The 22657-nt window shown below is 54.6% G+C and carries 18 protein-coding genes and 1 pseudogene; 15 read left to right on the plus strand and 4 right to left on the minus strand.

The window, feature by feature from the left end; genetic code table 11:
* The first annotated feature begins 89 nt into the window (after positions 1 to 89).
* Both nhaA and nhaR read left to right on the plus strand, forming a co-directional pair.
* Entirely contained in the window at positions 90 to 1265 is a 1176-nt protein-coding gene (gene nhaA, locus L3069_RS03355) for a Na+/H+ antiporter NhaA (RefSeq protein WP_038415304.1), read from the plus strand.
* A 58-nt stretch (positions 1266 to 1323) separates the two neighbouring features.
* Entirely contained in the window at positions 1324 to 2223 is a 900-nt protein-coding gene (gene nhaR, locus L3069_RS03360; protein WP_008502038.1) for a transcriptional activator NhaR, read from the plus strand.
* Between the two features lie 58 nt (positions 2224 to 2281).
* On the opposite strand, the gene rpsT is transcribed toward nhaR, so the two are convergent.
* Entirely contained in the window at positions 2282 to 2545 is a 264-nt protein-coding gene (gene rpsT, locus L3069_RS03365; RefSeq protein WP_003856458.1) for a 30S ribosomal protein S20, read from the minus strand.
* 101 nt (positions 2546 to 2646) lie between these two features.
* Between rpsT and L3069_RS27425 the strand changes: the two are divergent.
* The 10 genes and pseudogenes from L3069_RS27425 (at position 2647) to L3069_RS03410 (ending at position 14967) form a co-directional block, all read left to right on the plus strand.
* Positions 2647 to 2864 (plus strand): annotated as a pseudogene (locus tag L3069_RS27425) (DUF2575 domain-containing protein).
* 7 nt (positions 2865 to 2871) lie between these two features.
* Positions 2872 to 3798, plus strand: a complete 927-nt coding sequence (gene ribF / locus L3069_RS03370) for a bifunctional riboflavin kinase/FAD synthetase (RefSeq protein ID WP_023299293.1) — start codon at positions 2872 to 2874, stop codon at positions 3796 to 3798.
* Positions 3799 to 3843: 45 nt separating this feature from the next.
* Positions 3844 to 6660 (plus strand): isoleucine--tRNA ligase, encoded by a 2817-nt coding sequence (ileS, locus tag L3069_RS03375; RefSeq protein ID WP_038415308.1) that lies wholly within the window; start codon positions 3844 to 3846, stop codon positions 6658 to 6660.
* Positions 6660 to 7160 (plus strand): signal peptidase II, encoded by a 501-nt coding sequence (lspA, locus tag L3069_RS03380; RefSeq protein WP_038415309.1) that lies wholly within the window; start codon positions 6660 to 6662, stop codon positions 7158 to 7160. The genes ileS and lspA overlap by 1 nt, the downstream gene beginning before the upstream one ends.
* A gap of 116 nt (positions 7161 to 7276) precedes the next feature.
* On the plus strand, positions 7277 to 7726 hold the full coding sequence (gene fkpB / locus L3069_RS03385) for an FKBP-type peptidyl-prolyl cis-trans isomerase (RefSeq protein ID WP_022647009.1): 450 nt from the start codon (positions 7277 to 7279) through the stop codon (positions 7724 to 7726).
* A 1-nt stretch (position 7727) separates the two neighbouring features.
* Positions 7728 to 8678, plus strand: a complete 951-nt coding sequence (ispH, locus tag L3069_RS03390) for a 4-hydroxy-3-methylbut-2-enyl diphosphate reductase (RefSeq protein ID WP_022647010.1) — start codon at positions 7728 to 7730, stop codon at positions 8676 to 8678.
* A gap of 205 nt (positions 8679 to 8883) precedes the next feature.
* Entirely contained in the window at positions 8884 to 9705 is an 822-nt protein-coding gene (gene dapB, locus L3069_RS03395) for a 4-hydroxy-tetrahydrodipicolinate reductase (RefSeq protein ID WP_022647011.1), read from the plus strand.
* 454 nt (positions 9706 to 10159) lie between these two features.
* Positions 10160 to 11308: a glutamine-hydrolyzing carbamoyl-phosphate synthase small subunit gene (gene carA / locus L3069_RS03400; protein ID WP_038415311.1), complete on the plus strand. Its 1149-nt coding sequence runs from the start codon at positions 10160 to 10162 to the stop codon at positions 11306 to 11308.
* An 18-nt stretch (positions 11309 to 11326) separates the two neighbouring features.
* Positions 11327 to 14551 carry a carbamoyl-phosphate synthase large subunit gene (gene carB, locus L3069_RS03405; protein ID WP_038415313.1) on the plus strand — a complete coding sequence of 1075 codons (3225 nt, stop codon included), beginning with the start codon at positions 11327 to 11329 and terminating at the stop codon, positions 14549 to 14551.
* Positions 14552 to 14733: 182 nt separating this feature from the next.
* On the plus strand, positions 14734 to 14967 hold the full coding sequence (locus L3069_RS03410; protein ID WP_003856439.1) for a YgdI/YgdR family lipoprotein: 234 nt from the start codon (positions 14734 to 14736) through the stop codon (positions 14965 to 14967).
* A gap of 49 nt (positions 14968 to 15016) precedes the next feature.
* Here L3069_RS03410 and L3069_RS03415 read toward each other — a convergent pair whose 3' ends face one another.
* Positions 15017 to 18040, minus strand: a complete 3024-nt coding sequence (locus tag L3069_RS03415) for an autotransporter outer membrane beta-barrel domain-containing protein (protein ID WP_369874995.1) — start codon at positions 18038 to 18040, stop codon at positions 15017 to 15019.
* 362 nt (positions 18041 to 18402) lie between these two features.
* Between L3069_RS03415 and kefF the strand changes: the two genes are divergently transcribed.
* The 3 genes from kefF to folA all read left to right on the plus strand — a co-directional run bounded on the left by kefF (position 18403) and on the right by folA (position 21385).
* The gene (kefF, locus tag L3069_RS03420; protein WP_022647015.1) at positions 18403 to 18933 is read left to right on the plus strand and encodes a glutathione-regulated potassium-efflux system oxidoreductase KefF; all 531 of its coding nucleotides are present in this window, start codon (positions 18403 to 18405) and stop codon (positions 18931 to 18933) included.
* The gene (gene kefC / locus L3069_RS03425; protein WP_022647016.1) at positions 18926 to 20791 is read left to right on the plus strand and encodes a glutathione-regulated potassium-efflux system protein KefC; all 1866 of its coding nucleotides are present in this window, start codon (positions 18926 to 18928) and stop codon (positions 20789 to 20791) included. The genes kefF and kefC overlap by 8 nt, the downstream gene beginning before the upstream one ends.
* 114 nt (positions 20792 to 20905) lie before the next feature.
* Positions 20906 to 21385, plus strand: coding sequence for a type 3 dihydrofolate reductase (gene folA, locus L3069_RS03430; protein WP_003856431.1), 480 nt, complete (start codon positions 20906 to 20908; stop codon positions 21383 to 21385).
* A 39-nt stretch (positions 21386 to 21424) separates the two neighbouring features.
* Here the strand turns inward: folA and apaH are convergent, their stop codons facing one another.
* Together apaH and apaG are read right to left on the minus strand one after the other, a co-directional pair.
* Positions 21425 to 22273: a bis(5'-nucleosyl)-tetraphosphatase (symmetrical) ApaH gene (apaH, locus tag L3069_RS03435; RefSeq protein ID WP_022647017.1), complete on the minus strand. Its 849-nt coding sequence runs from the start codon at positions 22271 to 22273 to the stop codon at positions 21425 to 21427.
* A gap of 4 nt (positions 22274 to 22277) precedes the next feature.
* On the minus strand, positions 22278 to 22655 hold the full coding sequence (gene apaG, locus L3069_RS03440) for a Co2+/Mg2+ efflux protein ApaG (RefSeq protein WP_003856425.1): 378 nt from the start codon (positions 22653 to 22655) through the stop codon (positions 22278 to 22280).
* Between the last annotated feature and the right edge of the window lie 2 nt (positions 22656 to 22657).

Consider the following 22657-nt stretch of genomic DNA (forward strand, 5'->3'; position numbering starts at 1 on the left):
TCTATAACCAATATTAATCTGTTTTTACCGATCTGTTTGCGCTGATATTATGGTTTTACCGAGGTATTGTTGTAAAAGAGAGCTTAAACGTGAAATTACTACACCGTTTCTTTAGCAGTGAGGCATCCGGCGGCGTCATCCTGATTATTGCTGCTGCAGCCGCCATGCTGCTCGCCAATATGGGCATGACGCGCGATCTCTATCACGCATTTCTGGAAACCCCCGTCGAGCTGAAGGTCGGGGCGCTGGAAATTAACAAGAACATGCTGCTGTGGATCAACGATGCGCTGATGGCGGTGTTCTTCCTGCTGGTAGGCCTGGAGGTCAAACGTGAGCTGGTGATCGGTTCTCTTGCCAGCCGACAGCGCGCGGCGTTTCCGGTGATCGCGGCGATTGGCGGGATGATCGTTCCCGCGTTGCTCTTTCTCGCGTTTGCATGGCAGGATCCGGTTGCGCGTGACGGCTGGGCGATCCCGGCCGCAACGGATATCGCGTTTGCGCTCGGGGTCTTAGCCTTGCTCGGTAGCCGCGTCCCGGTAGCACTGAAAATTTTCCTGATGGCGCTGGCGATTATCGATGACCTGGGCGCTATCGTGATTATCGCGCTGTTCTACACCAGCGATCTGTCGGTTCTGTCGCTGAGCGTGGCGGCCGTGGCTATTGCGGTGCTGGCGTTGCTGAACGTCTTCAACGTCCGACGCACGGGTATTTATATTCTGGTGGGGATGGTGCTGTGGACGGCGGTGCTGAAGTCTGGCGTGCATGCCACGCTGGCGGGCGTTATCGTTGGCTTCTTTATTCCGCTGAAGGAGCAGGACGGCAAATCGCCTGCCAGACAGCTGGAGCATGTGCTTCATCCGTGGGTGGGCTTTATGATCCTGCCGCTGTTTGCATTTGCCAACGCGGGTGTTTCCCTGGCCGGTGTTACCCTGGACGGACTCACCTCTGTGCTGCCGCTGGGTATCATCGCTGGTTTGTTTATCGGTAAGCCGCTGGGTATCAGCCTGTTCTGCTGGCTGGCGCTGAAGCTGAAGCTGGCGTCATTGCCAAACGGAACCACCTTTAGTCAGATTATGGCCATCGGCGTGCTGTGCGGTATTGGATTCACCATGTCGATCTTTATCTCGACGCTGGCGTTTGGTGCCAGCGCGCCTGAGCTTATCGTCTGGGCGAAACTCGGCATTCTTATCGGGTCGTTACTGGCCGCGGTTATTGGTTATACCTTGTTGAAGGTGAAGTTGTCCGGACAGGCTGTCCAGGCATAACAGGAAACCGGGAGAAGGGAAGCCTTCTCCCGATAAACTATCAGGGAGTGAAAACGTGATGTCTCATTTGAACTATAACCATCTCTATTACTTCTGGCATGTCTACAGGCAGGGCTCGGTCGTGGGAGCGGCAGAGGCGCTCTATCTGACACCACAAACTATTACCGGGCAAATCAAAGCCCTGGAAGAGCGCTTACAGGGCAAGCTTTTTAAGCGGAAAGGACGTGGCATTGAGCCGAGCGAGCTGGGCGAACTGGTGTTCCGCTATGCGGACAAGATGTTCACCCTGAGCCAGGAGATGCTGGATATCGTTAACTATCGCAAAGAGTCGAACCTGCTCTTTGACGTGGGCGTGGCGGATGCGTTGTCCAAACGGCTGGTAAGCGGTGTGCTGGATGCGGCGGTGGTGGAAGATGAACAGATTCATTTACGCTGCTTTGAGTCCACTCACGAGATGCTGCTGGAACAGCTGAGCCAGCATAAGCTGGATATGATCATTTCGGATTGCCCAATCGACTCCACGCAGCAGGAAGGCTTGTTCTCGGTGAAAATTGGCGAATGCGGCGTCAGTTTCTGGTGCATTAATCCGCCGCCGGAAAAACCGTTTCCTGCTTGCCTGGAAGAGCGCCGCCTGCTGGTGCCGGGTAGGCGGTCTATGCTCGGACGTAAGCTGCTGAACTGGTTTAACTCGCAGGGGCTGAACGTGGAGATCCTCGGTGAGTTCGACGATGCGGCTTTGATGAAGGCTTTTGGCGAGGCGCACAACGCTATCTTCGTTGCCCCGACGCTGTACGCGCACGATCTCTATTCAGACGACAAGATTACCGAGATTGGCAGGGTGGATAACGTGATGGAAGAGTATCACGCCATATTCGCCGAAAGGATGATTCAGCACCCGGCGGTGCAGCGAATCTGCAACCGCGACTACTCGGCGCTGTTTACGCCGCCGGCAATCTGAAGACATAAAAAAACCCGCGTTAAGCGGGTTCTTTCAAACAAGCAACAACAAGTAGCGATTAAGCCAGTTTGTTGATCTGCGCGGTCAGGTTTGCTTTATGACGCGCTGCTTTGTTTTTGTGGATCAGACCTTTAGCAGCCTGACGATCCACGATTGGTTGCATTTCGTTAAATGCGTTCTGCGCTGCAGCTTTGTCGCCTGCTTCGATTGCTGCGTATACTTTCTTGATGAAAGTACGCATCATAGAGCGACGGCTTGCGTTGTGCTTACGAGCCTTTTCAGACTGAACGGCACGTTTCTTAGCTGATTTGATATTAGCCAAGTCCAACTCCCAAATATGTTCTATGTGGACAATTCAAAGGCCGAGGAATATGCCCTCTTTGCCTTCTTTTGTCAATGGATTTGTGCAAATAAGCGCCGTTAATGAGCGACGCTACGTTACGTAGTGATGGCGCAGGATTCTACCAGCTTGTCTTTCGTGAATACAGCCTTTCGGCATAAAAATCGCAGTTCTCGGGCAGATTTTTTTGCTGTGAAAGGTCAGCCTGATGAAATCATACGGCTTTCTGTTTCGCGTGAACAATCGCCGGTTAACCTTAACCGCCGTACAAGGTATACTTTGGCGATTTTCACTGTTTTGAGCCAGTCATGAAGCTGATACGCGGCATACATAATCTCAGTCAAGCCCCGCACGGGTGCGTGCTGACCATTGGTAATTTTGACGGCGTGCATCGTGGGCATCAGGCGCTGTTGCAGGGATTGCGTAAAGAAGGGGAGGCGCGTGGCCTGCCCGTTGTGGTGATGATTTTCGAACCGCAGCCGCTGGAGCTGTTTGCCGGCGAGAAATCCCCCGCGCGGCTGACGCGTCTGCGTGAGAAGTTACGCTACCTGGCGGAGTCCGGCGTGGACTACGTCCTGTGCGTACGCTTCGACCGTCGGTTTGCCGCGCTGACCGCACAAAACTTTGTCAGCGATCTGTTGGTCAGGCAGCTTGGCGTGCAGTTTCTCGCCGTGGGCGATGATTTCCGCTTTGGCGCTGGTCGTCAGGGCGATTTCTTGTTATTACAGAAGGCTGGCCTGGAGTACGGGTTTGACGTCACCAGTACGATGACCTTCTGTGAGGGCGGGGTGCGCGTCAGCAGCACGGCGGTACGTCAGGCGCTGGCGAACGATGAACTGGACACGGCAGAAACGCTGCTGGGTCATCCGTTCACAATTTCAGGTCGTGTGGTCCATGGCGATGCGCTGGGCCGCACGATAGGTTTTCCGACGGCGAATATACCGCTGCGTCGTCAGGTCTCCCCGGTTAAAGGGGTCTATGCGGTGGAAGTGGCAGGACTGGGTGAGAAGCCTTTCTACGGTGTTGCCAACATTGGTACACGTCCAACGGTTTCCGGTGTGCGTCAACAGTTAGAAGTACACCTGCTGGACGTTGTAATGGACCTCTACGGTCGCCATATAGATGTGATACTGCGTAAAAAAATACGCAATGAACAGCGATTCGCTTCGCTGGATGAACTTAAGGCGCAAATCGCGCGAGATGAATTAACGGCCCGCGAGTTTTTTGGGCTTTAGAACCGGCTTAACTGCCTACGTGATAAATACGGAACCGAGAATCTGATGAGTGACTATAAATCAACCCTGAATTTGCCGGAAACAGGGTTCCCGATGCGCGGCGATCTCGCCAAGCGCGAACCGGGAATGCTGGCGCGTTGGACTGATGATGACCTGTACGGCATCATTCGTGCAGCCAAAAAAGGCAAAAAAACCTTCATTCTGCATGATGGCCCTCCCTATGCGAATGGCAGCATTCATATTGGTCACTCTGTAAACAAGATTCTGAAAGACATTATCGTGAAGTCCAAAGGACTCGCGGGATATGACTCGCCTTATGTTCCGGGCTGGGACTGCCATGGTCTGCCAATCGAGCTGAAAGTGGAGCAAGAGTACGGTAAGCCGGGTGAGAAGTTCACCGCCGCAGAGTTCCGCGCGAAATGCCGCGAATACGCTGCCACCCAGGTAGACGGTCAGCGCGCTGACTTCATCCGTCTGGGCGTGCTAGGCGACTGGTCGCACCCGTACCTGACCATGGACTTCAAAACCGAAGCCAACATTATCCGTGCGCTGGGTAAAATCATCGGCAACGGTCACCTGCATAAAGGCGCTAAGCCGGTGCACTGGTGCGTGGACTGCCGTTCTGCGCTGGCAGAAGCGGAAGTAGAGTATTACGACAAAACCTCGCCTTCTATCGACGTGGCGTTCGAAGCGGTCGATCAGGATGCGATCAAAGCTAAATTTGGCCTGCCAGGCGTAAGCGGTCCAGTCTCGCTGGTTATCTGGACCACCACCCCGTGGACGTTACCAGCCAACCGTGCCATTTCCCTGTCCGGTGAGTTTGAGTACGCGCTGGTACAAATTGATGGTCGCGCGGTTATCCTGGCAAAAGATCTGGTTGAAAGCGTGCTTAAACGCGCGAACATCACTGATTACAGCGTGCTGGGTACCGTAAAAGGCGACGCGCTGGAGCTGATGCGCTTCAAACACCCGTTCCTGGACTTCGACGTTCCGGCGATCCTGGGCGACCACGTCACGCTGGACGCGGGTACCGGTGCGGTGCATACCGCCGGCGGCCACGGTCCTGACGACTACAACATCAGCCTGAAATACGGTCTGGAAATCGCCAACCCGGTCGGTCCGGATGGCTCTTACCTGCCTGGCACCTACCCGGCGCTGGACGGTATCAACGTCTTTAAAGCCAACGACATCATCGTTGACATGCTTCGCACCAGCGGCGCGCTGCTGCACGTTGAGAAAATGCAGCACAGCTATCCGTGCTGCTGGCGCCATAAGACCCCGATTATCTTCCGTGCGACCCCGCAGTGGTTCGTCAGCATGGACCAGAAAGGCCTGCGCGAGCAGTCTCTGAAAGAGATCAAAGGCGTGCAGTGGATCCCGGACTGGGGCCAGGCGCGTATCGAATCCATGGTGGCTAACCGTCCTGACTGGTGTATCTCCCGTCAGCGCACCTGGGGCGTGCCGATGTCGCTGTTCGTGCATAAAGAGACGCAGGAACTGCACCCGAACACCCTGGAACTGATGGAAGAGGTGGCGAAGCGCGTTGAAGTTGACGGCATTCAGGCGTGGTGGGATCTCGATTCCCGTGACATCCTGGGCGCTGACGCGGACAACTACGAGAAAGTGCCGGATACCCTGGACGTGTGGTTCGACTCCGGGTCTACCCACTCCTCCGTGGTTGACGTGCGCCCTGAGTTCGCCGGTCACGCTGCCGACATGTATCTGGAAGGCTCCGACCAACACCGCGGCTGGTTCATGTCATCCCTGATGATCTCCACCGCCATGAAGGGCAAAGCACCTTACCGCCAGGTACTGACCCACGGCTTCACCGTGGATGGTCAGGGCCGTAAGATGTCCAAATCCATCGGTAACACCGTTTCTCCGCAGGACGTTATGAACAAGCTGGGCGCGGATATTCTGCGCCTGTGGGTGGCATCCACCGACTATACGGGCGAAATGGCGGTGTCTGACGAGATCCTGAAACGTGCTGCTGACAGCTATCGTCGTATTCGTAACACCGCGCGCTTCCTGCTGGCGAACCTGAACGGGTTTGATCCGGTAAAAGACATGGTGAAGCCGGAAGAGATGGTGGTGCTCGATCGCTGGGCGGTAGGCTGCGCGAAAGCGGCACAGGAAGATATTCTGAAAGCCTATGAGTCTTACGACTTCCACGAAGTGGTGCAGCGCCTTATGCGCTTCTGCTCCATTGAGATGGGGTCGTTCTATCTCGACATCATCAAAGACCGCCAGTACACCGCGAAAGCGGACAGCGTGGCGCGTCGTAGCTGCCAGACCGCGCTGTTCCACATCGCAGAGGCGCTGGTACGCTGGATGGCGCCGATCATGTCCTTCACCGCAGATGAAATCTGGGGTTACCTGCCGGGCGACCGTGAGAAGTATGTCTTCACCGGCGAGTGGTACGAAGGTCTGTTCGACCTCTCCAGCACTGAAGCAATGAACGACGCCTACTGGGACGAGCTGCTGAAAGTGCGTGGCGAAGTGAACAAGGTAATCGAGCAGGCGCGCGCTGACAAGAAAGTCGGTGGCTCTCTGGAAGCGACGGTGACCCTGTACGCAGAGCCTGAGCTGGCCGCGAAGCTGACCGCGCTGGGCGATGAATTACGATTTGTCCTGTTGACCTCCGGTGCGAAAGTTGCGGATTATGCCGAGGCATCTGCTGATGCTCAGCAGAGCGAACTGCTCAAAGGACTGAAGGTCGCACTGAGCAAAGCCGATGGTGAAAAATGCCCGCGTTGCTGGCATTACACTACCGATGTCGGCCAGGTGGCGGAACACGCAGACATCTGCGGACGCTGTGTAAGCAACGTCGCCGGCGACGGCGAAAAACGTAAGTTTGCCTGATGAGTAAAACTCTCTGTTCAACAGGACTGCGCTGGCTGTGGCTGGTGGTAGTGGTGCTGATTATTGATTTGGGCAGCAAGTTCCTGATCCTCCAGAATTTCGCTCTGGGGGATACGGTCCCGCTGTTCCCGTCGCTTAACCTGCACTACGCCCGCAACTACGGCGCGGCGTTTAGTTTCCTTGCCGACAGCGGTGGCTGGCAGCGTTGGTTCTTCGCAGGTATCGCAACGGGTATCTGCGTCGTGCTCGCGGTGCTGATGTACCGCTCGAAGGCCACGCAAAAGCTGAATAACATCGCCTACGCGCTGATCATTGGTGGCGCACTGGGTAACCTGTTTGACCGCCTGTGGCACGGCTTTGTAGTCGATATGATCGACTTCTACGTCGGCGACTGGCACTTTGCGACCTTTAACCTCGCCGATAGCGCAATATGCGTTGGTGCAGCGTTAATCGTGCTGGAAGGCTTCTTGCCTAAACCGGCCGCGAAAGAGCAGGCGTAACAAAACCAGCCGGGTGACGCGTAGCGATCCCGGCCTACAGAATTTGTGGCCCCCGTAGGCCCGGTAAGCGTAGCGCCACCGGGCAAATGGTGACCCAAAACAAGCGAGCAATTTGCATGTCTAAATCCGTACAGAGCAACAGCGCGGTTCTCGTTCATTTCACGCTGAAGCTGGATGACGGCTCCACGGCCGAGTCCACCCGCAACAATGGCAAACCGGCGCTGTTTCGTCTGGGCGACACCTCCCTGTCTGAAGGCCTCGAACAACAGCTTCTCGGGCTGAAAGAGGGTGAGAAAAAAGCGTTCTCACTGGAGCCGGATGCGGCATTCGGTGTGCCAAGCCCGGATCTGATTCAGTACTTCTCGCGCCGTGAGTTTATGGATGCGGGTGAACCGGAGATCGGGGCGATTATGCTCTTTACCGCTATGGACGGCAGCGAAATGCCTGGCGTGATCCGCGAAATCAACGGGGATTCCATCACCGTTGACTTCAACCATCCGCTTGCCGGGCGTACCGTTCATTTTGATGTAGAAGTGCTGGAGATCGATCCGGCGCTGGAGGACTGAAATGCAGATCCTGTTGGCTAACCCGCGCGGTTTTTGCGCTGGTGTAGACCGCGCTATCAGCATTGTTGAAAATGCGCTGGAGATTTACGGCGCGCCGATTTACGTGCGTCACGAAGTGGTGCACAACCGCTACGTGGTCGACAGCCTGCGCGAGCGCGGTGCGATTTTTATCGAGCAGATCAGCGAAGTGCCGGACGGCGCAATCCTCATCTTCTCCGCGCACGGCGTATCCCAGGCCGTACGTAACGAAGCCAAAAGCCGCGATCTGACCGTATTCGATGCCACCTGTCCGTTAGTGACCAAGGTGCATATGGAAGTGGCGCGTGCAAGCCGTCGTGGTGAAGAGTCGATTCTGATTGGCCATGCCGGTCACCCGGAAGTTGAAGGCACCATGGGTCAGTACAGCAACCCGGAAGGGGGTATGTATCTGGTTGAGTCGCCGGAAGACGTTTTTACGCTGAATGTGAAAAACGAAGCGCGTCTGTCGTTTATGACCCAGACGACGCTTTCCGTGGACGACACCTCAGACGTGATTGACGCCCTGCGCCAGCGCTTCCCAAAAATCGTCGGGCCGCGCAAAGATGATATCTGCTACGCAACCACCAACCGTCAGGAAGCCGTGCGCGCGTTGGCTGAACAGGCGGACGTGGTGCTGGTGGTCGGTTCAAAAAACTCCTCTAACTCTAACCGTCTGGCCGAACTGGCGCAGCGTATGGGGAAAGCGGCGTTTCTGATCGACGACGCAACGGACATTCAGGAAGCGTGGGTGAAAAACGCGGCCTGCGTCGGTGTTACCGCAGGTGCTTCAGCGCCGGATATTCTGGTGCAAAACGTCATTGCCCGCCTGCAAGAGCTGGGTGGTGGCGAAGCGGTGCCGCTGGAAGGCCGTGAAGAGAACATTGTCTTTGAAGTGCCGAAAGAGCTGCGAATTGACGCCCGCGAAGTGGAATAATTTCTTTTCTGATGAAAGGCCAGCACCTTCTGTGCTGGCCTTTTTTTTGCTTCGTATCTTATCGTGACGACAAAATCATGTCTTTTACTGATATCTGAGTCGGTTTCACGTTAAATTCTAATTATTGGTGTTTTCAGTTGGCAGCGTTAGCGAAGGCTGGTTAATCTGAAAACGGTTTACATCATTTTAACGTAAGAGAATAACTATGCATGATGCACAGATCCGTGTCGCCATTGCGGGCGCGGGTGGACGTATGGGTCGCCAGCTGATTCAGGCGGCACTACAGATGGATGGCGTGGCACTTGGCGCGGCGCTGGAGCGTGAAGGTTCATCCCTGCTGGGCTCCGATGCGGGCGAGCTGGCAGGCGCGGGCAAGACAGGCGTTACCGTGCAGAGCAACCTGGAGGCGGTGAAAGAAGACTTTGACGTGTTCATCGACTTTACCCGTCCGGAAGGCACTTTGACTCACCTGGCGTTTTGCCGCCAGCACGGTAAAGGGATGGTGATTGGCACCACCGGTTTCGATGATGCCGGTAAACAGGCCATTCAGGAAGCAGCCGCCGACATTGCGATTGTCTTCGCCGCGAACTTTAGCGTAGGCGTTAACGTTATGCTGAAACTGCTGGAAAAGGCAGCGAAGGTGATGGGCGACTATACCGACATTGAGATTATTGAAGCGCACCACCGCCATAAAGTCGATGCCCCATCTGGCACGGCGCTGGCGATGGGCGAAGCGATTGCTTATGCAATGGATAAAGATTTGAAAGACATCGCGGTCTATTCTCGCGAAGGTCACACTGGCGAGCGCGTGCCTGGCACCATTGGTTTTGCCACCGTTCGCGCGGGTGATATCGTCGGCGAACATACCGCTATGTTCGCCGATATTGGTGAAAGGGTCGAAATCACACATAAAGCATCCAGCCGCATGACGTTTGCAAACGGGGCGGTACGCTCCGCACTGTGGCTAAAAGGTAAGCCAAATGGTCTTTTTGATATGCGAGATGTGCTCGAACTCAACAATTTGTAAGCGTTATTACCCATCGTGATGTGGTTATTGCAGTCGTAACTGTTTGATTGCATAGGGCAATATTTTATTGCCCTTTTATTTTGTCTATTTCAAAGGATTATTGCATTTAACTCATTTAAAGTAAGTGTTTTCATGCTATTTTATGTTGCTGTACTGTAAATTTTGACCATCTGGTCCACTTTTTATTCCCGCAAGACGATTGTTTCTTTTAAACTGCCTGCGCAAGCGGTTTCCACAGTGATTTAGTTGATCTTTTTGCCGCTTAATTTGAAATCAAGCCATCAGGCCTGCAAAAGAATAAACAAAATCCCCGTTTTAAGTTGACTTTTACATGGCAAATCCCCAGAATGCCGCCGTTTGCCAAAAATCCGCTGGCAACACATTTGCATTGATCCATGACATGGTTATGAATTAATATGCAAATAAAGTGAGTGAATATTCTCTGGAGGGTGTTTTGATTAAGTCAGCGCTATTGGTTCTGGAAGACGGAACCCAGTTTATCGGTCGGGCCATAGGGGCAACGGGTTCGGCGGTTGGGGAAGTCGTTTTCAATACTTCAATGACCGGTTATCAAGAAATCCTCACTGATCCTTCCTATTCTCGCCAAATCGTTACTCTTACTTATCCTCATATCGGCAATGTCGGCACCAATACGGCTGACGAAGAATCCTCTCAGGTACATGCGCAAGGCCTGGTCATTCGCGACCTGCCGCTGATTGCCAGCAACTTCCGCAACACCGAAGACCTCTCTTCTTACCTGAAGCGCCATAACATTGTGGCGATTGCCGATATCGATACCCGTAAGCTGACGCGTCTGCTGCGCGAGAAGGGTGCACAAAATGGCTGCATCATCGCAGGGGACAACCTCGATGCGGCGCTGGCGCTGGAAAAAGCGAAAGCCTTCCCGGGCCTGAACGGGATGGACCTGGCGAAAGAAGTGACTACCACAGAAGCCTACAGCTGGACGCAGGGAAGCTGGACTCTGGAAGGCGACCTGCCGGAAGCGAAACCGGAAAGCGAGCTGCCGTTCCACGTGGTGGCCTACGATTTTGGTGCCAAGCGCAACATCCTGCGTATGCTGGTTGACCGTGGCTGCCGCCTGACGGTCGTCCCGGCACAAACGTCTGCGGAAGATGTTCTGAAGATGAACCCGGACGGCATCTTCCTCTCTAACGGTCCTGGCGACCCGGCGCCGTGTGACTACGCTATCGACGCCATTAAGTCCTTCCTTGAAACCGATATCCCGGTATTCGGCATCTGTCTCGGCCATCAGCTGCTGGCGCTGGCGAGCGGAGCGAACACCGTCAAGATGAAGTTCGGCCACCATGGTGGTAACCACCCGGTGAAAGATATCGACAACAACACGGTAATGATCACCGCGCAGAACCACGGCTTCGCTGTGGATGAAGCGACGATGCCAGCTAACCTGCGCGTGACGCATAAGTCACTGTTCGATGGTACCTTGCAGGGTATCCATCGCACCGATAAGCCTGCGTTCAGCTTCCAGGGCCACCCTGAAGCCAGCCCGGGCCCACACGATGCCGCGCCGCTGTTCGATCACTTCATCGAACTTATCGAGCAATACCGTAAGACTGCTAAATAATCAGGAGCTGAGAAGACCATGCCAAAACGTACAGACATAAAAAGCATCCTGATCCTTGGCGCTGGCCCGATCGTGATCGGCCAGGCCTGCGAATTTGACTACTCCGGCGCGCAGGCGTGTAAAGCCCTGCGCGAAGAGGGTTACCGCGTCATCCTGGTCAACTCTAACCCGGCCACCATCATGACCGACCCGGAAATGGCAGATGCGACCTACATTGAGCCGATTCACTGGGAAGTGGTACGCAAAATTATCGAGAAAGAGCGTCCGGATGCGGTGCTGCCGACCATGGGCGGCCAGACGGCGCTGAACTGTGCACTGGAGCTGGAGCGTCAGGGCGTGCTGGAAGAGTTCGGCGTGACCATGATTGGTGCAACCGCCGACGCGATTGATAAAGCAGAAGACCGTCGTCGCTTCGACGTAGCAATGAAAAAAATTGGCCTCGACACCGCGCGTTCCGGTATCGCACACAACATGGAAGAAGCGCTGGCCGTCGCGGCTGACGTGGGCTATCCGTGCATCATCCGTCCATCATTCACCATGGGCGGCACCGGCGGCGGTATCGCCTACAACCGCGAAGAGTTCGAAGAGATTTGCGAACGCGGTCTGGATCTCTCCCCAACCAAAGAGCTGCTGATTGATGAATCGCTGATTGGCTGGAAAGAGTACGAGATGGAAGTGGTGCGTGATAAAAACGACAACTGCATCATCGTCTGCTCCATCGAAAACTTCGACGCGATGGGGATCCACACCGGCGACTCCATCACCGTTGCGCCAGCTCAGACGCTGACCGACAAAGAGTACCAAATCATGCGTAACGCCTCGATGGCGGTACTGCGTGAAATCGGCGTGGAAACCGGCGGCTCGAACGTGCAGTTCTCGGTGAACCCGAAAACCGGCCGTCTGATTGTTATCGAAATGAACCCGCGCGTGTCCCGTTCCTCCGCGCTGGCCTCCAAAGCCACCGGCTTCCCGATTGCGAAAGTGGCGGCGAAACTGGCGGTGGGTTACACCCTTGACGAGCTGATGAACGACATCACCGGTGGCCGCACGCCAGCGTCCTTCGAACCGTCCATCGACTACGTTGTGACCAAAATTCCTCGCTTTAACTTCGAGAAATTCGCCGGCGCGAACGACCGTCTGACTACCCAGATGAAATCCGTTGGTGAAGTCATGGCGATTGGCCGCACGCAGCAGGAATCCCTGCAAAAAGCGCTGCGTGGCCTGGAAGTGGGCGCGACCGGCTTTGACCCGAAAGTCAGCCTGGACGACCCGGAAGCACTGACCAAAATCCGCCGCGAGCTGAAAGACGCGGGCGCAGAGCGTATCTGGTACATCGCCGATGCCTTCCGTGCGGGCCTCTCTATCGACGGCGTATTTAACCTGACTAACATCGACCGCTGGTTCCTGGTGCAGATTGAAGAGCTGGTGCGTCTGGAAGAGAAAGTGGCAGAGCTGGGCATCAACGGCCTTGACGCAGACTTACTGCGCATGCTGAAGCGTAAAGGCTTCGCCGATGCGCGTCTGGCTAAACTGGCGGGCGTACGTGAAGCGGAGATCCGCAAGCTGCGCGACCAGTATGACCTGCACCCGGTTTACAAGCGCGTGGATACCTGTGCGGCAGAGTTCTCGACCGATACCGCGTACATGTACTCCACCTATGAAGACGAGTGCGAGGCGAACCCGTCCGTCGACCGCGACAAGATTATGGTGCTGGGCGGCGGTCCAAACCGTATCGGCCAGGGCATTGAGTTCGACTACTGCTGCGTGCATGCCTCGCTGGCGCTGCGCGAAGACGGTTACGAGACCATCATGGTCAACTGTAACCCGGAAACCGTCTCGACCGACTACGACACTTCCGACCGCCTCTACTTCGAGCCGGTTACGCTGGAAGACGTGCTTGAAATCGTGCGCATCGAGAAGCCGAAAGGCGTGATCGTGCAGTATGGCGGCCAGACTCCGCTGAAGCTGGCGCGTGCGCTGGAAGCAGCAGGTGTGCCGGTCATCGGCACCAGCCCGGACGCGATTGACCGTGCGGAAGACCGCGAGCGTTTCCAGCAGGCAGTTGATCGTCTCAAGCTGAAACAGCCGGCGAACGCCACCGTGACCGCGATTGAAATGGCCGTTGAGAAAGCGAAAGAGATTGGTTACCCGCTGGTGGTGCGTCCATCCTACGTACTGGGCGGCCGTGCGATGGAAATCGTCTATGACGAAGCCGACCTGCGTCGCTACTTCCAGACGGCGGTGAGCGTTTCCAACGATGCGCCAGTGCTGCTCGACCGCTTCCTCGACGACGCGGTTGAAGTCGACGTTGACGCTATCTGCGACGGCGAAATGGTGCTGATTGGCGGCATCATGGAGCACATCGAGCAGGCTGGCGTGCACTCCGGTGACTCCGCATGTTCTCTTCCTGCGTACACCCTGAGCCAGGAGATTCAGGATGTGATGCGTCAGCAGGTGCAGAAGCTGGCCTTCGAGCTACAGGTTCGCGGCCTGATGAACGTTCAGTTCGCAGTGAAAGACAACGAAGTTTATCTGATTGAAGTCAACCCGCGTGCGGCACGTACCGTACCGTTCGTCTCTAAAGCGACCGGTATTCCGCTGGCGAAAGTGGCGGCGCGCGTGATGGCTGGCCAGACGCTGACTCAGCAGGGCGTCACGAAAGAAATCATCCCGCCGTACTACTCGGTGAAAGAGGTGGTGCTGCCGTTCAACAAATTCCCGGGCGTTGACCCACTGTTAGGGCCAGAGATGCGCTCTACCGGGGAAGTGATGGGCGTGGGCCGCACCTTCGCAGAAGCGTTTGCCAAGGCACAGCTGGGCAGCAGCTCCACCATGAGAAAATCGGGCCGTGCGCTGCTCTCCGTTCGCGAAGGCGATAAAGAGCGCGTGGTTGACCTGGCCGCCAAGCTGCTTAAACAGGGCTTCGAGCTGGATGCAACCCACGGCACGGCAATTGTGCTGGGTGAAGCTGGGATCAACCCGCGTCTGGTGAACAAGGTGCATGAAGGTCGTCCGCACATTCAGGACCGTATCAAGAATGGTGAGTACACCTACATCATCAACACCACCGCAGGTCGCCAGGCGATTGAAGACTCCAAGCTGATTCGCCGCAGCGCGCTCCAGTATAAAGTGCATTACGACACCACCCTGAACGGCGGTTTCGCGACGGCCATGGCGCTGAATGCGGATGCCACCGAGAAGGTGATTTCGGTGCAGGAAATGCACGCTCAGATTAGCAAGTAATCTGCGTAGGCCCGGCAAGCGTTAGCGCCGCCGGGCAAGTGGCGGGTGGCGCTTCGCTTACCCGCCCTACGGTTTTCTTTACCCATCTTAAGAACCTTCTGGTTTTTCATCCGCTTTCAGTCAGTTAGCCTAAAATGGTTAGGTCGATAACGAAAATTCAACTGAGAGCAGGGGAAAACACCATGCAAAATAAACTACTGATCGCTTCCGTTCTGGCTGCCACTGCAATGTTCACCGTGGCGGGCTGTTCGTCAAATCAGGCCGTAAAAACCACCGATGGTAAAACTATCGTTACTGACGGGAAACCGCAGGTGGATGACGATACCGGTCTGGTATCGTACAAAAACGCCGAAACCGGTCAAACTGAACAGATTAACCGTGACCAGGTTAAATCAATGGGTGAGCTGGATAACTAAAAAAAAGCAGTGGCACATGCCACTGCTTTTTTTGCGTCAGAATGATCGATTACCAGCGATGGTTTAACAAAATATGACCGCCGTAAGCGGCATAGCTGTTTTCACCCCACTCACCGCTGGCACGCAGGGAGATCGTTGTGGTTTCGTTCAGGTTGCCGGTTACGCCCAGCTCTAACTGACCACGATCTTCTGGCGTATCGTTGCTGACGGTTTCGTCGTTGAATGCCAGATCGTTTTGACCAGCACCTTTCAACCAGTTAACTGCGACGTATGGCTGCCAGGCCTTGACGTCCTTCTGCTGGAAGTAGCTTGCTTTAACGCCAAGACGACCAAAGACGCTGTCATTGTCCAGCGTGGTTACGCGTACGCCGTCGCGATCGGTGTGATTTTCCTGATCGAGATAGCTGTAGATCACCTGCGCCTGTGGCTCGATCTTCCATGTACGTTCATTTTCAGACTGGATAACCCACGCGTGGCCGACTTCAACAGACGCGGCGAAACCTTCGCTATCGTAATCTTCATCGTTACGATTGCTGGTGGCTTTGTTGTTGTACCAGCTATAAGCGGCCCAGGTATCAACGTAGCTGCCCAGACGTAATTTCTGATCTTCCTGCCAGGTGGCGTAAAGCCCAACATTGAAGCCATCAACTTTACCCTGTGCGTCACGCACGTTGTGCTTCGCATCAGAGTGGGTCTTCGCCTGGCCTGCACCGAACATACCACCGGCACGCAGGATGCCGTTATCCATTGGCTTGCTCATGAAATCGCTGCCGACTTGCAGAACGGTGGTGGTGGTGTCGTAGCTGACTTTATCGCCACCCGCATCGTTCTCATGATAGCGACCCTTAACGTACATCCATGTGTTCAGATCGTCTTCATTGCGGAAAGTGAGCTGGTCGCGATCGTCGCGCTTATGCAGGAACATGCTCTGCGCGGCAAGGTAGTTACCTAAGTAAGCACCCACTTCAGGTGCCATAACTTCCGGGGCACTGTTACCGCCGTTATCGGTGTTGCCGCCGTTATCGGTGTTGCCGCCGTTGTCAGTGTTGCCGCCGTTATCGGTGTTGCCACCGTTGTCAGTGTTGCCGCCGTTATCGGTGTTGCCGCCGTTGTCAGTGTTGCCGCCGTTGTCGGTGTTACCACCATCATCGGCGTTACCACCGTCATCTGTGTTACCACCGTCATCGGTGTTACCACCATTATCGGTGTTGCCACCGCCGTCGGTGTTACCGCCGTCATCATTATTGCCACCGTCATCGGTGTCGTCGGAAGGATCATCAGAAGGCGTCGCCTTTGATTCCAGATACCAGTTTCCGTCACTGTGCTGGTAGAGGTTATACTCCCAGGCGCCTGCGACGACCGGTTTTGCCAGCGTCAGCTGGGCTTCGGAACTGCCGCCAATGCTGACAATTTCCATACCGTTAAGGGTTTGCGCGCCTGCGCCGCCAATGTTGGTAATGCTGACGCCGGACTGACCGAAGCTGCTGCCCGTAATGGTGAGGTGGTCAGTTGGTGAGTTATCTTCACCCAGAGTGCTGTTCATCACAATCTGGCTACCGTCAGAGCCGGTGTAGTCGCCATTAATCGTAAAATTATTGCCAACGCTATTATCAGCCGCACTCAGCAACAGCGTGCCGCCATTAGCCACGTTGCCGTTGATGGTATCAACACCGGAAGCGCTGAGCGTGGAGTTACCCTGGACTGCATTCCATGCCGCCAGCGTACCGCCGCTAAGAATCGCGATGTTGTTGTTCACTTCGCCTGCGGTGGCAAAGGTCGCGCCGTTTTCAACGGTAACGGTGGCGTTACTGCCCTTGACGCCGAGCGTTGCTCCGGTGGAGACCAGCGTGGTGCCACCGTGCAGAACCGTATTCCCTGTATAGCTATTTTTGCCTGTCAGGGTCAGCGTGTTGGAATCAACTTTTTCGACGTTACCGCTACCGGTCATGTCGGTGGCGAAAGTGAAATCGCTACCCTGATTAAAAATGACGATACCATTGTTGGTGAGCCCACCGCTGAGCGTCGCAGTTTTTTCGCCATCGCCCAGTTGCAGCGAGGCGTCTTTGGCCACCCGCGTATTACCGGTATTCGATACCGCACCCGACAGGGTTAACGCGCCAGTCTCTATCAGCAAGGAGTCGCCAGAGCCAATAATGTCGAGATCGCCCGACAGTGCCCAGCTTTCACCCTCCATTTTTACGCTGGCAAAACCGTCGCCTTTATTCAGACCCACGAAGTTACTGTCTTCCGTACCGGTGCCGATCAACGTCAGGGTATTTCCTCTGGAATTTGTGGATATTACGTCACCGATGAGGTTGGAGCCAGTGTCGAGCAGTAGCGTGTTATTTTTATCGCTGGCAAACATAATAGCGTTTGTTTCACCACTAATCGTTCCGCTATTTTTGATATCTAATTTTGCTGTATCTTTTACATTGATTCCGTACTGGGTTCCCTGCACAGTGGCACTGTTAAAAATCTTAGTGTTGCCATCATTTGCCGTAATAGCATCACCGTTTGTACCGATAATTTCGCCACTGTTATTAATGCCAATGCCAACCTGAGTACTAAGACCTGTTTTTCCTTTTATCGTTCCGGTGCTGGTATTGGTAATATTTACTGCGGAGGAGTTTTCACTGACAAAAATGCCATTTTCCGAGCCAGTAATGTTTCCACTGTTATTAAAATCACCGAGTAGTGACTGAATATTCACCGCATTCGCGGTGGTGGAGGAAATGGTTGCGCCGATGTCGTTATTAATTACAATGCGCTGTACACCAGTATTTATATTCAGGCCATTTCCCGTGCCAGAAATATTCCCTTTGTTAGTGACATTATCGATCGCAAACCCAGAGACCGATACCGCCGCTTCACTACCAGCGGAGGAGATCGTCACGTTTTTATTAATAATATATTCAGCATCGGCTGAGAAATCTTGAGGAACAGAAGTTGATTGGTCAATCGTTGCAGAAAATGCAACCGCAGGGGTGCATATCAACAAGGCAGGAAATATCTTTCCAAGAGTTTTGGTTGTATGATTTAATCTAAAGAAATTGTTGCTCATGTACACATCCATTTGAGTGAGAAGGAACATTAGATAACGTGCGTAAAACGTATTTAGTCCGTCTTAAAGCGTGAGCTTAAAACAAAAAAGCATAAAATTATTATTTTTTCAATGGGTTATGTACAGGTTGATTTATTAAATAATGACTTAAGTTTCGCTAAAAATATCTGTTGATAATATGAATGGCCATAACTATTTTGTAGGATGAATTTGTCTCGCGTATCGCTCTTCGTGTTTAGCGCCACTGTCGCTGGTAAGGTGGGATGGGTTGCCAATACTTGCGTTTTACTTTTAACCGTTAGATAGCCCCTTTAAGTCGGGGTGGTAACTGTCTACACTCAATGCTACAAGAAAAGTAAAAGACAGGCATATTCATGGTTCTGATAATTTATGCGCATCCCTATCCGCAACATTCGCATGCGAATAAACGGATGCTTGAGCAGGCAAGGACGCTCGAAAACGTTGAGATACGTTCCCTCTATCAACTCTATCCTGATTTCAGTATCGATGTCGCCGCCGAACAGGAGGCGCTCTCTCGTGCCGATCTGATCGTCTGGCAGCATCCGATGCAGTGGTACAGCACACCTCCGCTGCTGAAATTGTGGATCGACAAAGTCTTGTCGCACGGTTGGGCATACGGACATAACGGCAAAGCGCTTCAGGGAAAAAGCCTGATGTGGGCTGTAACCACCGGTGGGGGTGAAAGCCACTTTGAGATTGGCGCTTTCCCCGGATTTGACGTGCTGGCGCAGCCGCTCCAGGCTACCGCCCTTTACTGTGGCCTGAACTGGCTTCCGCCTTTTGCAATGCACTGTACCTTTATCTGCGACGATGAAACCTTGCAGGCGCAGGCTCGTCACTACAAACAACGCTTACTCGAGTGGCAGGAGGGGCACAATGGATAGCCATACGATGATACAGGCGCTGATTTACCTCGGCGCGGCGGCATTAATTGTGCCCGTGGCGGTCCGTCTGGGGCTGGGCTCGGTGCTCGGCTATCTGATTGCCGGGTGTGTGATTGGCCCCTGGGGCTTTCGGCTGGTGACGGATGCCGAGTCAATCCTGCATTTTGCGGAAATCGGCGTGGTGCTGATGCTGTTTGTCATTGGCCTGGAATTGGATCCGCAGCGGCTGTGGAAACTGCGCGCCTCGGTGTTTGGCGGTGGCGCTTTGCAAATGCTGGCCTGCGGTCTGCTGTTGGGCGGGTTCTGCATTTTGCTGGGGATGGAGTGGAAAGTCGCAGAGCTGATCGGCATGACGCTGGCGCTCTCCTCGACGGCGATTGCCATGCAGGCAATGAACGAACGTAACCTGACGGTCTCGCAAATGGGGCGCAGCACCTTCTCCGTACTGCTGTTCCAGGATATTGCCGCCATCCCGCTGGTAGCGATGATCCCGCTGCTGGCAACCAGCGGCGCATCAACGACGCTGGGGGCATTTGCCTTATCTGCGCTGAAGGTTGTCGGTGCGCTGGCGCTGGTAATTCTTCTGGGGCGCTACGTAACGCGTCCGTTGCTGCGCTTTGTGGCTCGCTCTGGCCTGCGCGAAGTATTCAGCGCCGTTGCGTTATTCCTGGTGTTTGGTTTTGGATTGCTGCTTGAAGAGGCTGGGCTGTCGATGGCGATGGGCGCTTTCCTCGCAGGGGTCTTACTGGCAAGCTCCGAATATCGTCACGCGCTGGAAAGCGATATCGAGCCGTTTAAAGGATTGCTGCTTGGGCTGTTTTTCATCGGCGTCGGGATGTCTATCGACTTCGGGACGCTGGTAACCCACCCGCTGCGCATTATCATTCTGCTGGTGGGTTTCCTGGTCATTAAAATGGCGATGCTGTGGCTGATTGCCCGACCGTTAAACGTGCCAAAACCGCAACGCCGCTGGTTTGCCGTGCTGTTGGGACAGGGGAGTGAGTTTGCTTTCGTGGTCTTTGGCGCAGCGCAGATGGCAAATGTACTCGATCCGGAATGGGCAAAAGCGCTGACCCTGGCGGTCGCGCTGTCGATGGCCGCAACGCCAATTCTGCTGGTGCTGCTGACGCGTCTGGAAAAAACGGGAAGCGAACAGGAGCGAGAAGCCGATGAGATCGACGAGGAGCAGCCGCGCGTGATCATCGCCGGATTTGGCCGCTTCGGGCAGATCGCAGGCCGTTTACTGCTCTCCAGCGGTGTGAAAATGGTTATCCTCGATCACGATCCTGACCATGTTGATACGCTGCGTAAATTCGATATGAAAGTGTTTTACGGTGATGCGACCCGGGCGGACCTGCTGGAATCCGCCGGGGCGGCGAAAGCCGAGGTGCTGATTAACGCCATCGACGATCCTGAGACCAGCATGCAGATGGTTGAGCTGGTTAAAGAGCATTTTCCGCATCTGACCATTATCTCCCGTGCGCGCGATGTGGATCACTACATCCAGCTGCGTCAGGCGGGGGTGGCAGCCCCTGAACGTGAAACCTTCGAAGGGGCGCTCAAATCTGGCCGCATGGCGCTGGAAAGTCTGGGGCTTGGTGCGTATGAAGCGCGTGAACGTGCCGATCTGTTCCGCCGCTTTAACCATGAGATGGTGGAAGAGATGGTGGCGATGGCGAGCAGTACGGCAACCGAACGCGCAGCGGTGTTTAAACGCACCAGCACCATGCTGACGGAAATCATCAACGAGGATCGTAATCACCTGTCGCTGGTTCAGCGCCACGGCTGGCAGGGGACGGAAGAGGGCAAGCATACCGGCGATCCTGCGGATGAACCGGAGAGTAAACCCTCTGCGTGAAGTGGAGTTGCCAGCAATATTAAAAAATTTCTAATTCTTTACCCTGCCGCCAGTCGACGAAAGATTAAGCTTTCCGTATAGTGGCGGCAATTTTTTGCATCCGGGAAATTTTCAATGATCAGTCTGATTGCAGCGCTGGCGGTAGACCGCGTTATCGGCATGGAAAACGCCATGCCGTGGAACCTGCCTGCCGATCTCGCATGGTTTAAACGTACTACGTTAAACAAGCCAGTAGTGATGGGCCGCCTGACCTGGGAGTCGATTGGTCGTCCATTGCCGGGTCGTAAGAATATTGTGATCAGTAGCCAGCCGGGCACTGACGATCGCGTGCAGTGGGTGAAATCCGTTGATGAAGCGATTGCCGCCTGCGGCGATGCCGAAGAGATCATGGTGATCGGTGGTGGTCGCGTGTATGAGCAGTTCCTGCCAAAAGCGCAGAAACTGTATCTGACGCACATTGATGCGGAAGTGGAAGGGGATACCCATTTTCCGGATTACGATCCGGACGAGTGGGAGTCCGTATTCAGTGAGTTTCACGATGCGGATGCGCAGAACTCGCACAGCTACTGCTTCGAAATTCTGGAACGTCGTTAACGTTTTTATCCTCTCCCCAAAGGGAGAGGATAAACATCTTCAGGAGGCGACCGCCTCTCCCTCGCCTAAATCCAGCTGTCGGTTGGATGGCTGGACAAAGTAGGTTTTATCTTCCCAGCGTAAGCAGGTTAAATCCCCGCCCCAGCAGCATCCGGTATCCAGCGCATAGATATTTTCCGGGGTGCCTTTTCCTTCCAGTGATGCCCAGTGCCCAAATACCACGCTATATTCGTTTGTCACAGGGCCCGGAATCGCAAACCATGGCTTAAGCGGCGCAGGGGCATTTTCCGGCGTATCTTTGCAATACATATCCAGCTGCCCGTTCGGGAAGCAGTAGCGCATCCGCGTAAAGGCATTGGTGATAAAACGTAGCCGCGCCAGGCCGCTGAGGTCATCACTCCAGTTATTCGGCATGTCGCCGTACATCGCATCAAGGAAGAACGGGTAGGAGTCGCTCGCCAGCACCGCTTCGGCGTCGCGCGCACAGGTTTTTGCCGTCTCAAGATCCCATTGAGGCGTGATGCCGGCATGAGCCATCACCAGCTTTTTCTCTTCGTCAATCTGTAGCAGTGGCTGGCGACGCAGCCAGTTGAGCAACTCATCGGCATCCGGTGCTTCCAGCAGGGGGGTAATGCGATCTTTCGGCTTATTACGGCTGATCCCGGCGTATACGGCCAGCAGATGCAGATCGTGGTTGCCCAGTACCAGCCGCACGCTGTCGCCCAGAGATTTGACGTAACGCAGGACGTCAAGGGAGCCAGGGCCGCGCGCCACTAAATCGCCTGTAAGCCAGAGCGTGTCCTGCCCGGGAGTAAAATCGACCTGTTTTAATAATGCGATCAGTTCATCGTAGCAACCGTGAACGTCGCCAATCAGATATGTAGACATTAGATTAATGAATAAGTGTAGGTACGGCGAGACGGAACACAGGAATAGCAATGCGGAAAGCATTACCGTCGGCATCGACCATTTCGTAATGGCCTTGCATGGTACCCAGTGGCGTTTCAATGACCGCACCGCTGGTGTACTGATACTCTTCGCCAGGGGCGATATGGGGTTGTTCACCGACCACACCTTCACCCTGGACTTCAATTTCGCGGCCATTGCCGTTGGTGATAAGCCAGTAGCGCCCGAGCAGTTGCACAGGCATCCGCCCCAGATTGCGAATGGTTACGGTATAAGCAAAGACAAAACGTTCTTCATCCGGTGTGGATTGGGACTCAATGTAGACGCTTTGAACCTGAACACAGACGCGGGGCGAATCAATCATGG

This window comes from Enterobacter cloacae complex sp. ECL411 (genome assembly GCF_021869665.1).
GTDB classification, from domain to species: domain Bacteria; phylum Pseudomonadota; class Gammaproteobacteria; order Enterobacterales; family Enterobacteriaceae; genus Enterobacter; species Enterobacter intestinihominis.

What these genes read in the sequence shown, in the direction of transcription:
- L3069_RS03410 (WP_003856439.1), top strand. Translation starts at nt 14,734, where the DNA reads ATGCAAAATAAACTACTGATCGCTTCCGTTCTGGCTGCCACTGCAATG.
- kefC (WP_022647016.1), top strand. Translation starts at nt 18,926, where the DNA reads ATGGATAGCCATACGATGATACAGGCGCTGATTTACCTCGGCGCGGCG.
- nhaR (WP_008502038.1), top strand. Translation starts at nt 1,324, where the DNA reads ATGTCTCATTTGAACTATAACCATCTCTATTACTTCTGGCATGTCTAC.
- ribF (WP_023299293.1), top strand. Translation starts at nt 2,872, where the DNA reads ATGAAGCTGATACGCGGCATACATAATCTCAGTCAAGCCCCGCACGGG.
- kefF (WP_022647015.1), top strand. Translation starts at nt 18,403, where the DNA reads ATGGTTCTGATAATTTATGCGCATCCCTATCCGCAACATTCGCATGCG.
- ispH (WP_022647010.1), top strand. Translation starts at nt 7,728, where the DNA reads ATGCAGATCCTGTTGGCTAACCCGCGCGGTTTTTGCGCTGGTGTAGAC.
- fkpB (WP_022647009.1), top strand. Translation starts at nt 7,277, where the DNA reads ATGTCTAAATCCGTACAGAGCAACAGCGCGGTTCTCGTTCATTTCACG.
- ileS (WP_038415308.1), top strand. Translation starts at nt 3,844, where the DNA reads ATGAGTGACTATAAATCAACCCTGAATTTGCCGGAAACAGGGTTCCCG.
- carB (WP_038415313.1), top strand. Translation starts at nt 11,327, where the DNA reads ATGCCAAAACGTACAGACATAAAAAGCATCCTGATCCTTGGCGCTGGC.
- folA (WP_003856431.1), top strand. Translation starts at nt 20,906, where the DNA reads ATGATCAGTCTGATTGCAGCGCTGGCGGTAGACCGCGTTATCGGCATG.
- lspA (WP_038415309.1), top strand. Translation starts at nt 6,660, where the DNA reads ATGAGTAAAACTCTCTGTTCAACAGGACTGCGCTGGCTGTGGCTGGTG.
- apaH (WP_022647017.1), bottom strand. Translation starts at nt 22,273, where the DNA reads ATGTCTACATATCTGATTGGCGACGTTCACGGTTGCTACGATGAACTG.
- L3069_RS03415 (WP_369874995.1), bottom strand. Translation starts at nt 18,040, where the DNA reads ATGGATGTGTACATGAGCAACAATTTCTTTAGATTAAATCATACAACC.
- dapB (WP_022647011.1), top strand. Translation starts at nt 8,884, where the DNA reads ATGCATGATGCACAGATCCGTGTCGCCATTGCGGGCGCGGGTGGACGT.
- apaG (WP_003856425.1), bottom strand. Translation starts at nt 22,655, where the DNA reads ATGATTGATTCGCCCCGCGTCTGTGTTCAGGTTCAAAGCGTCTACATT.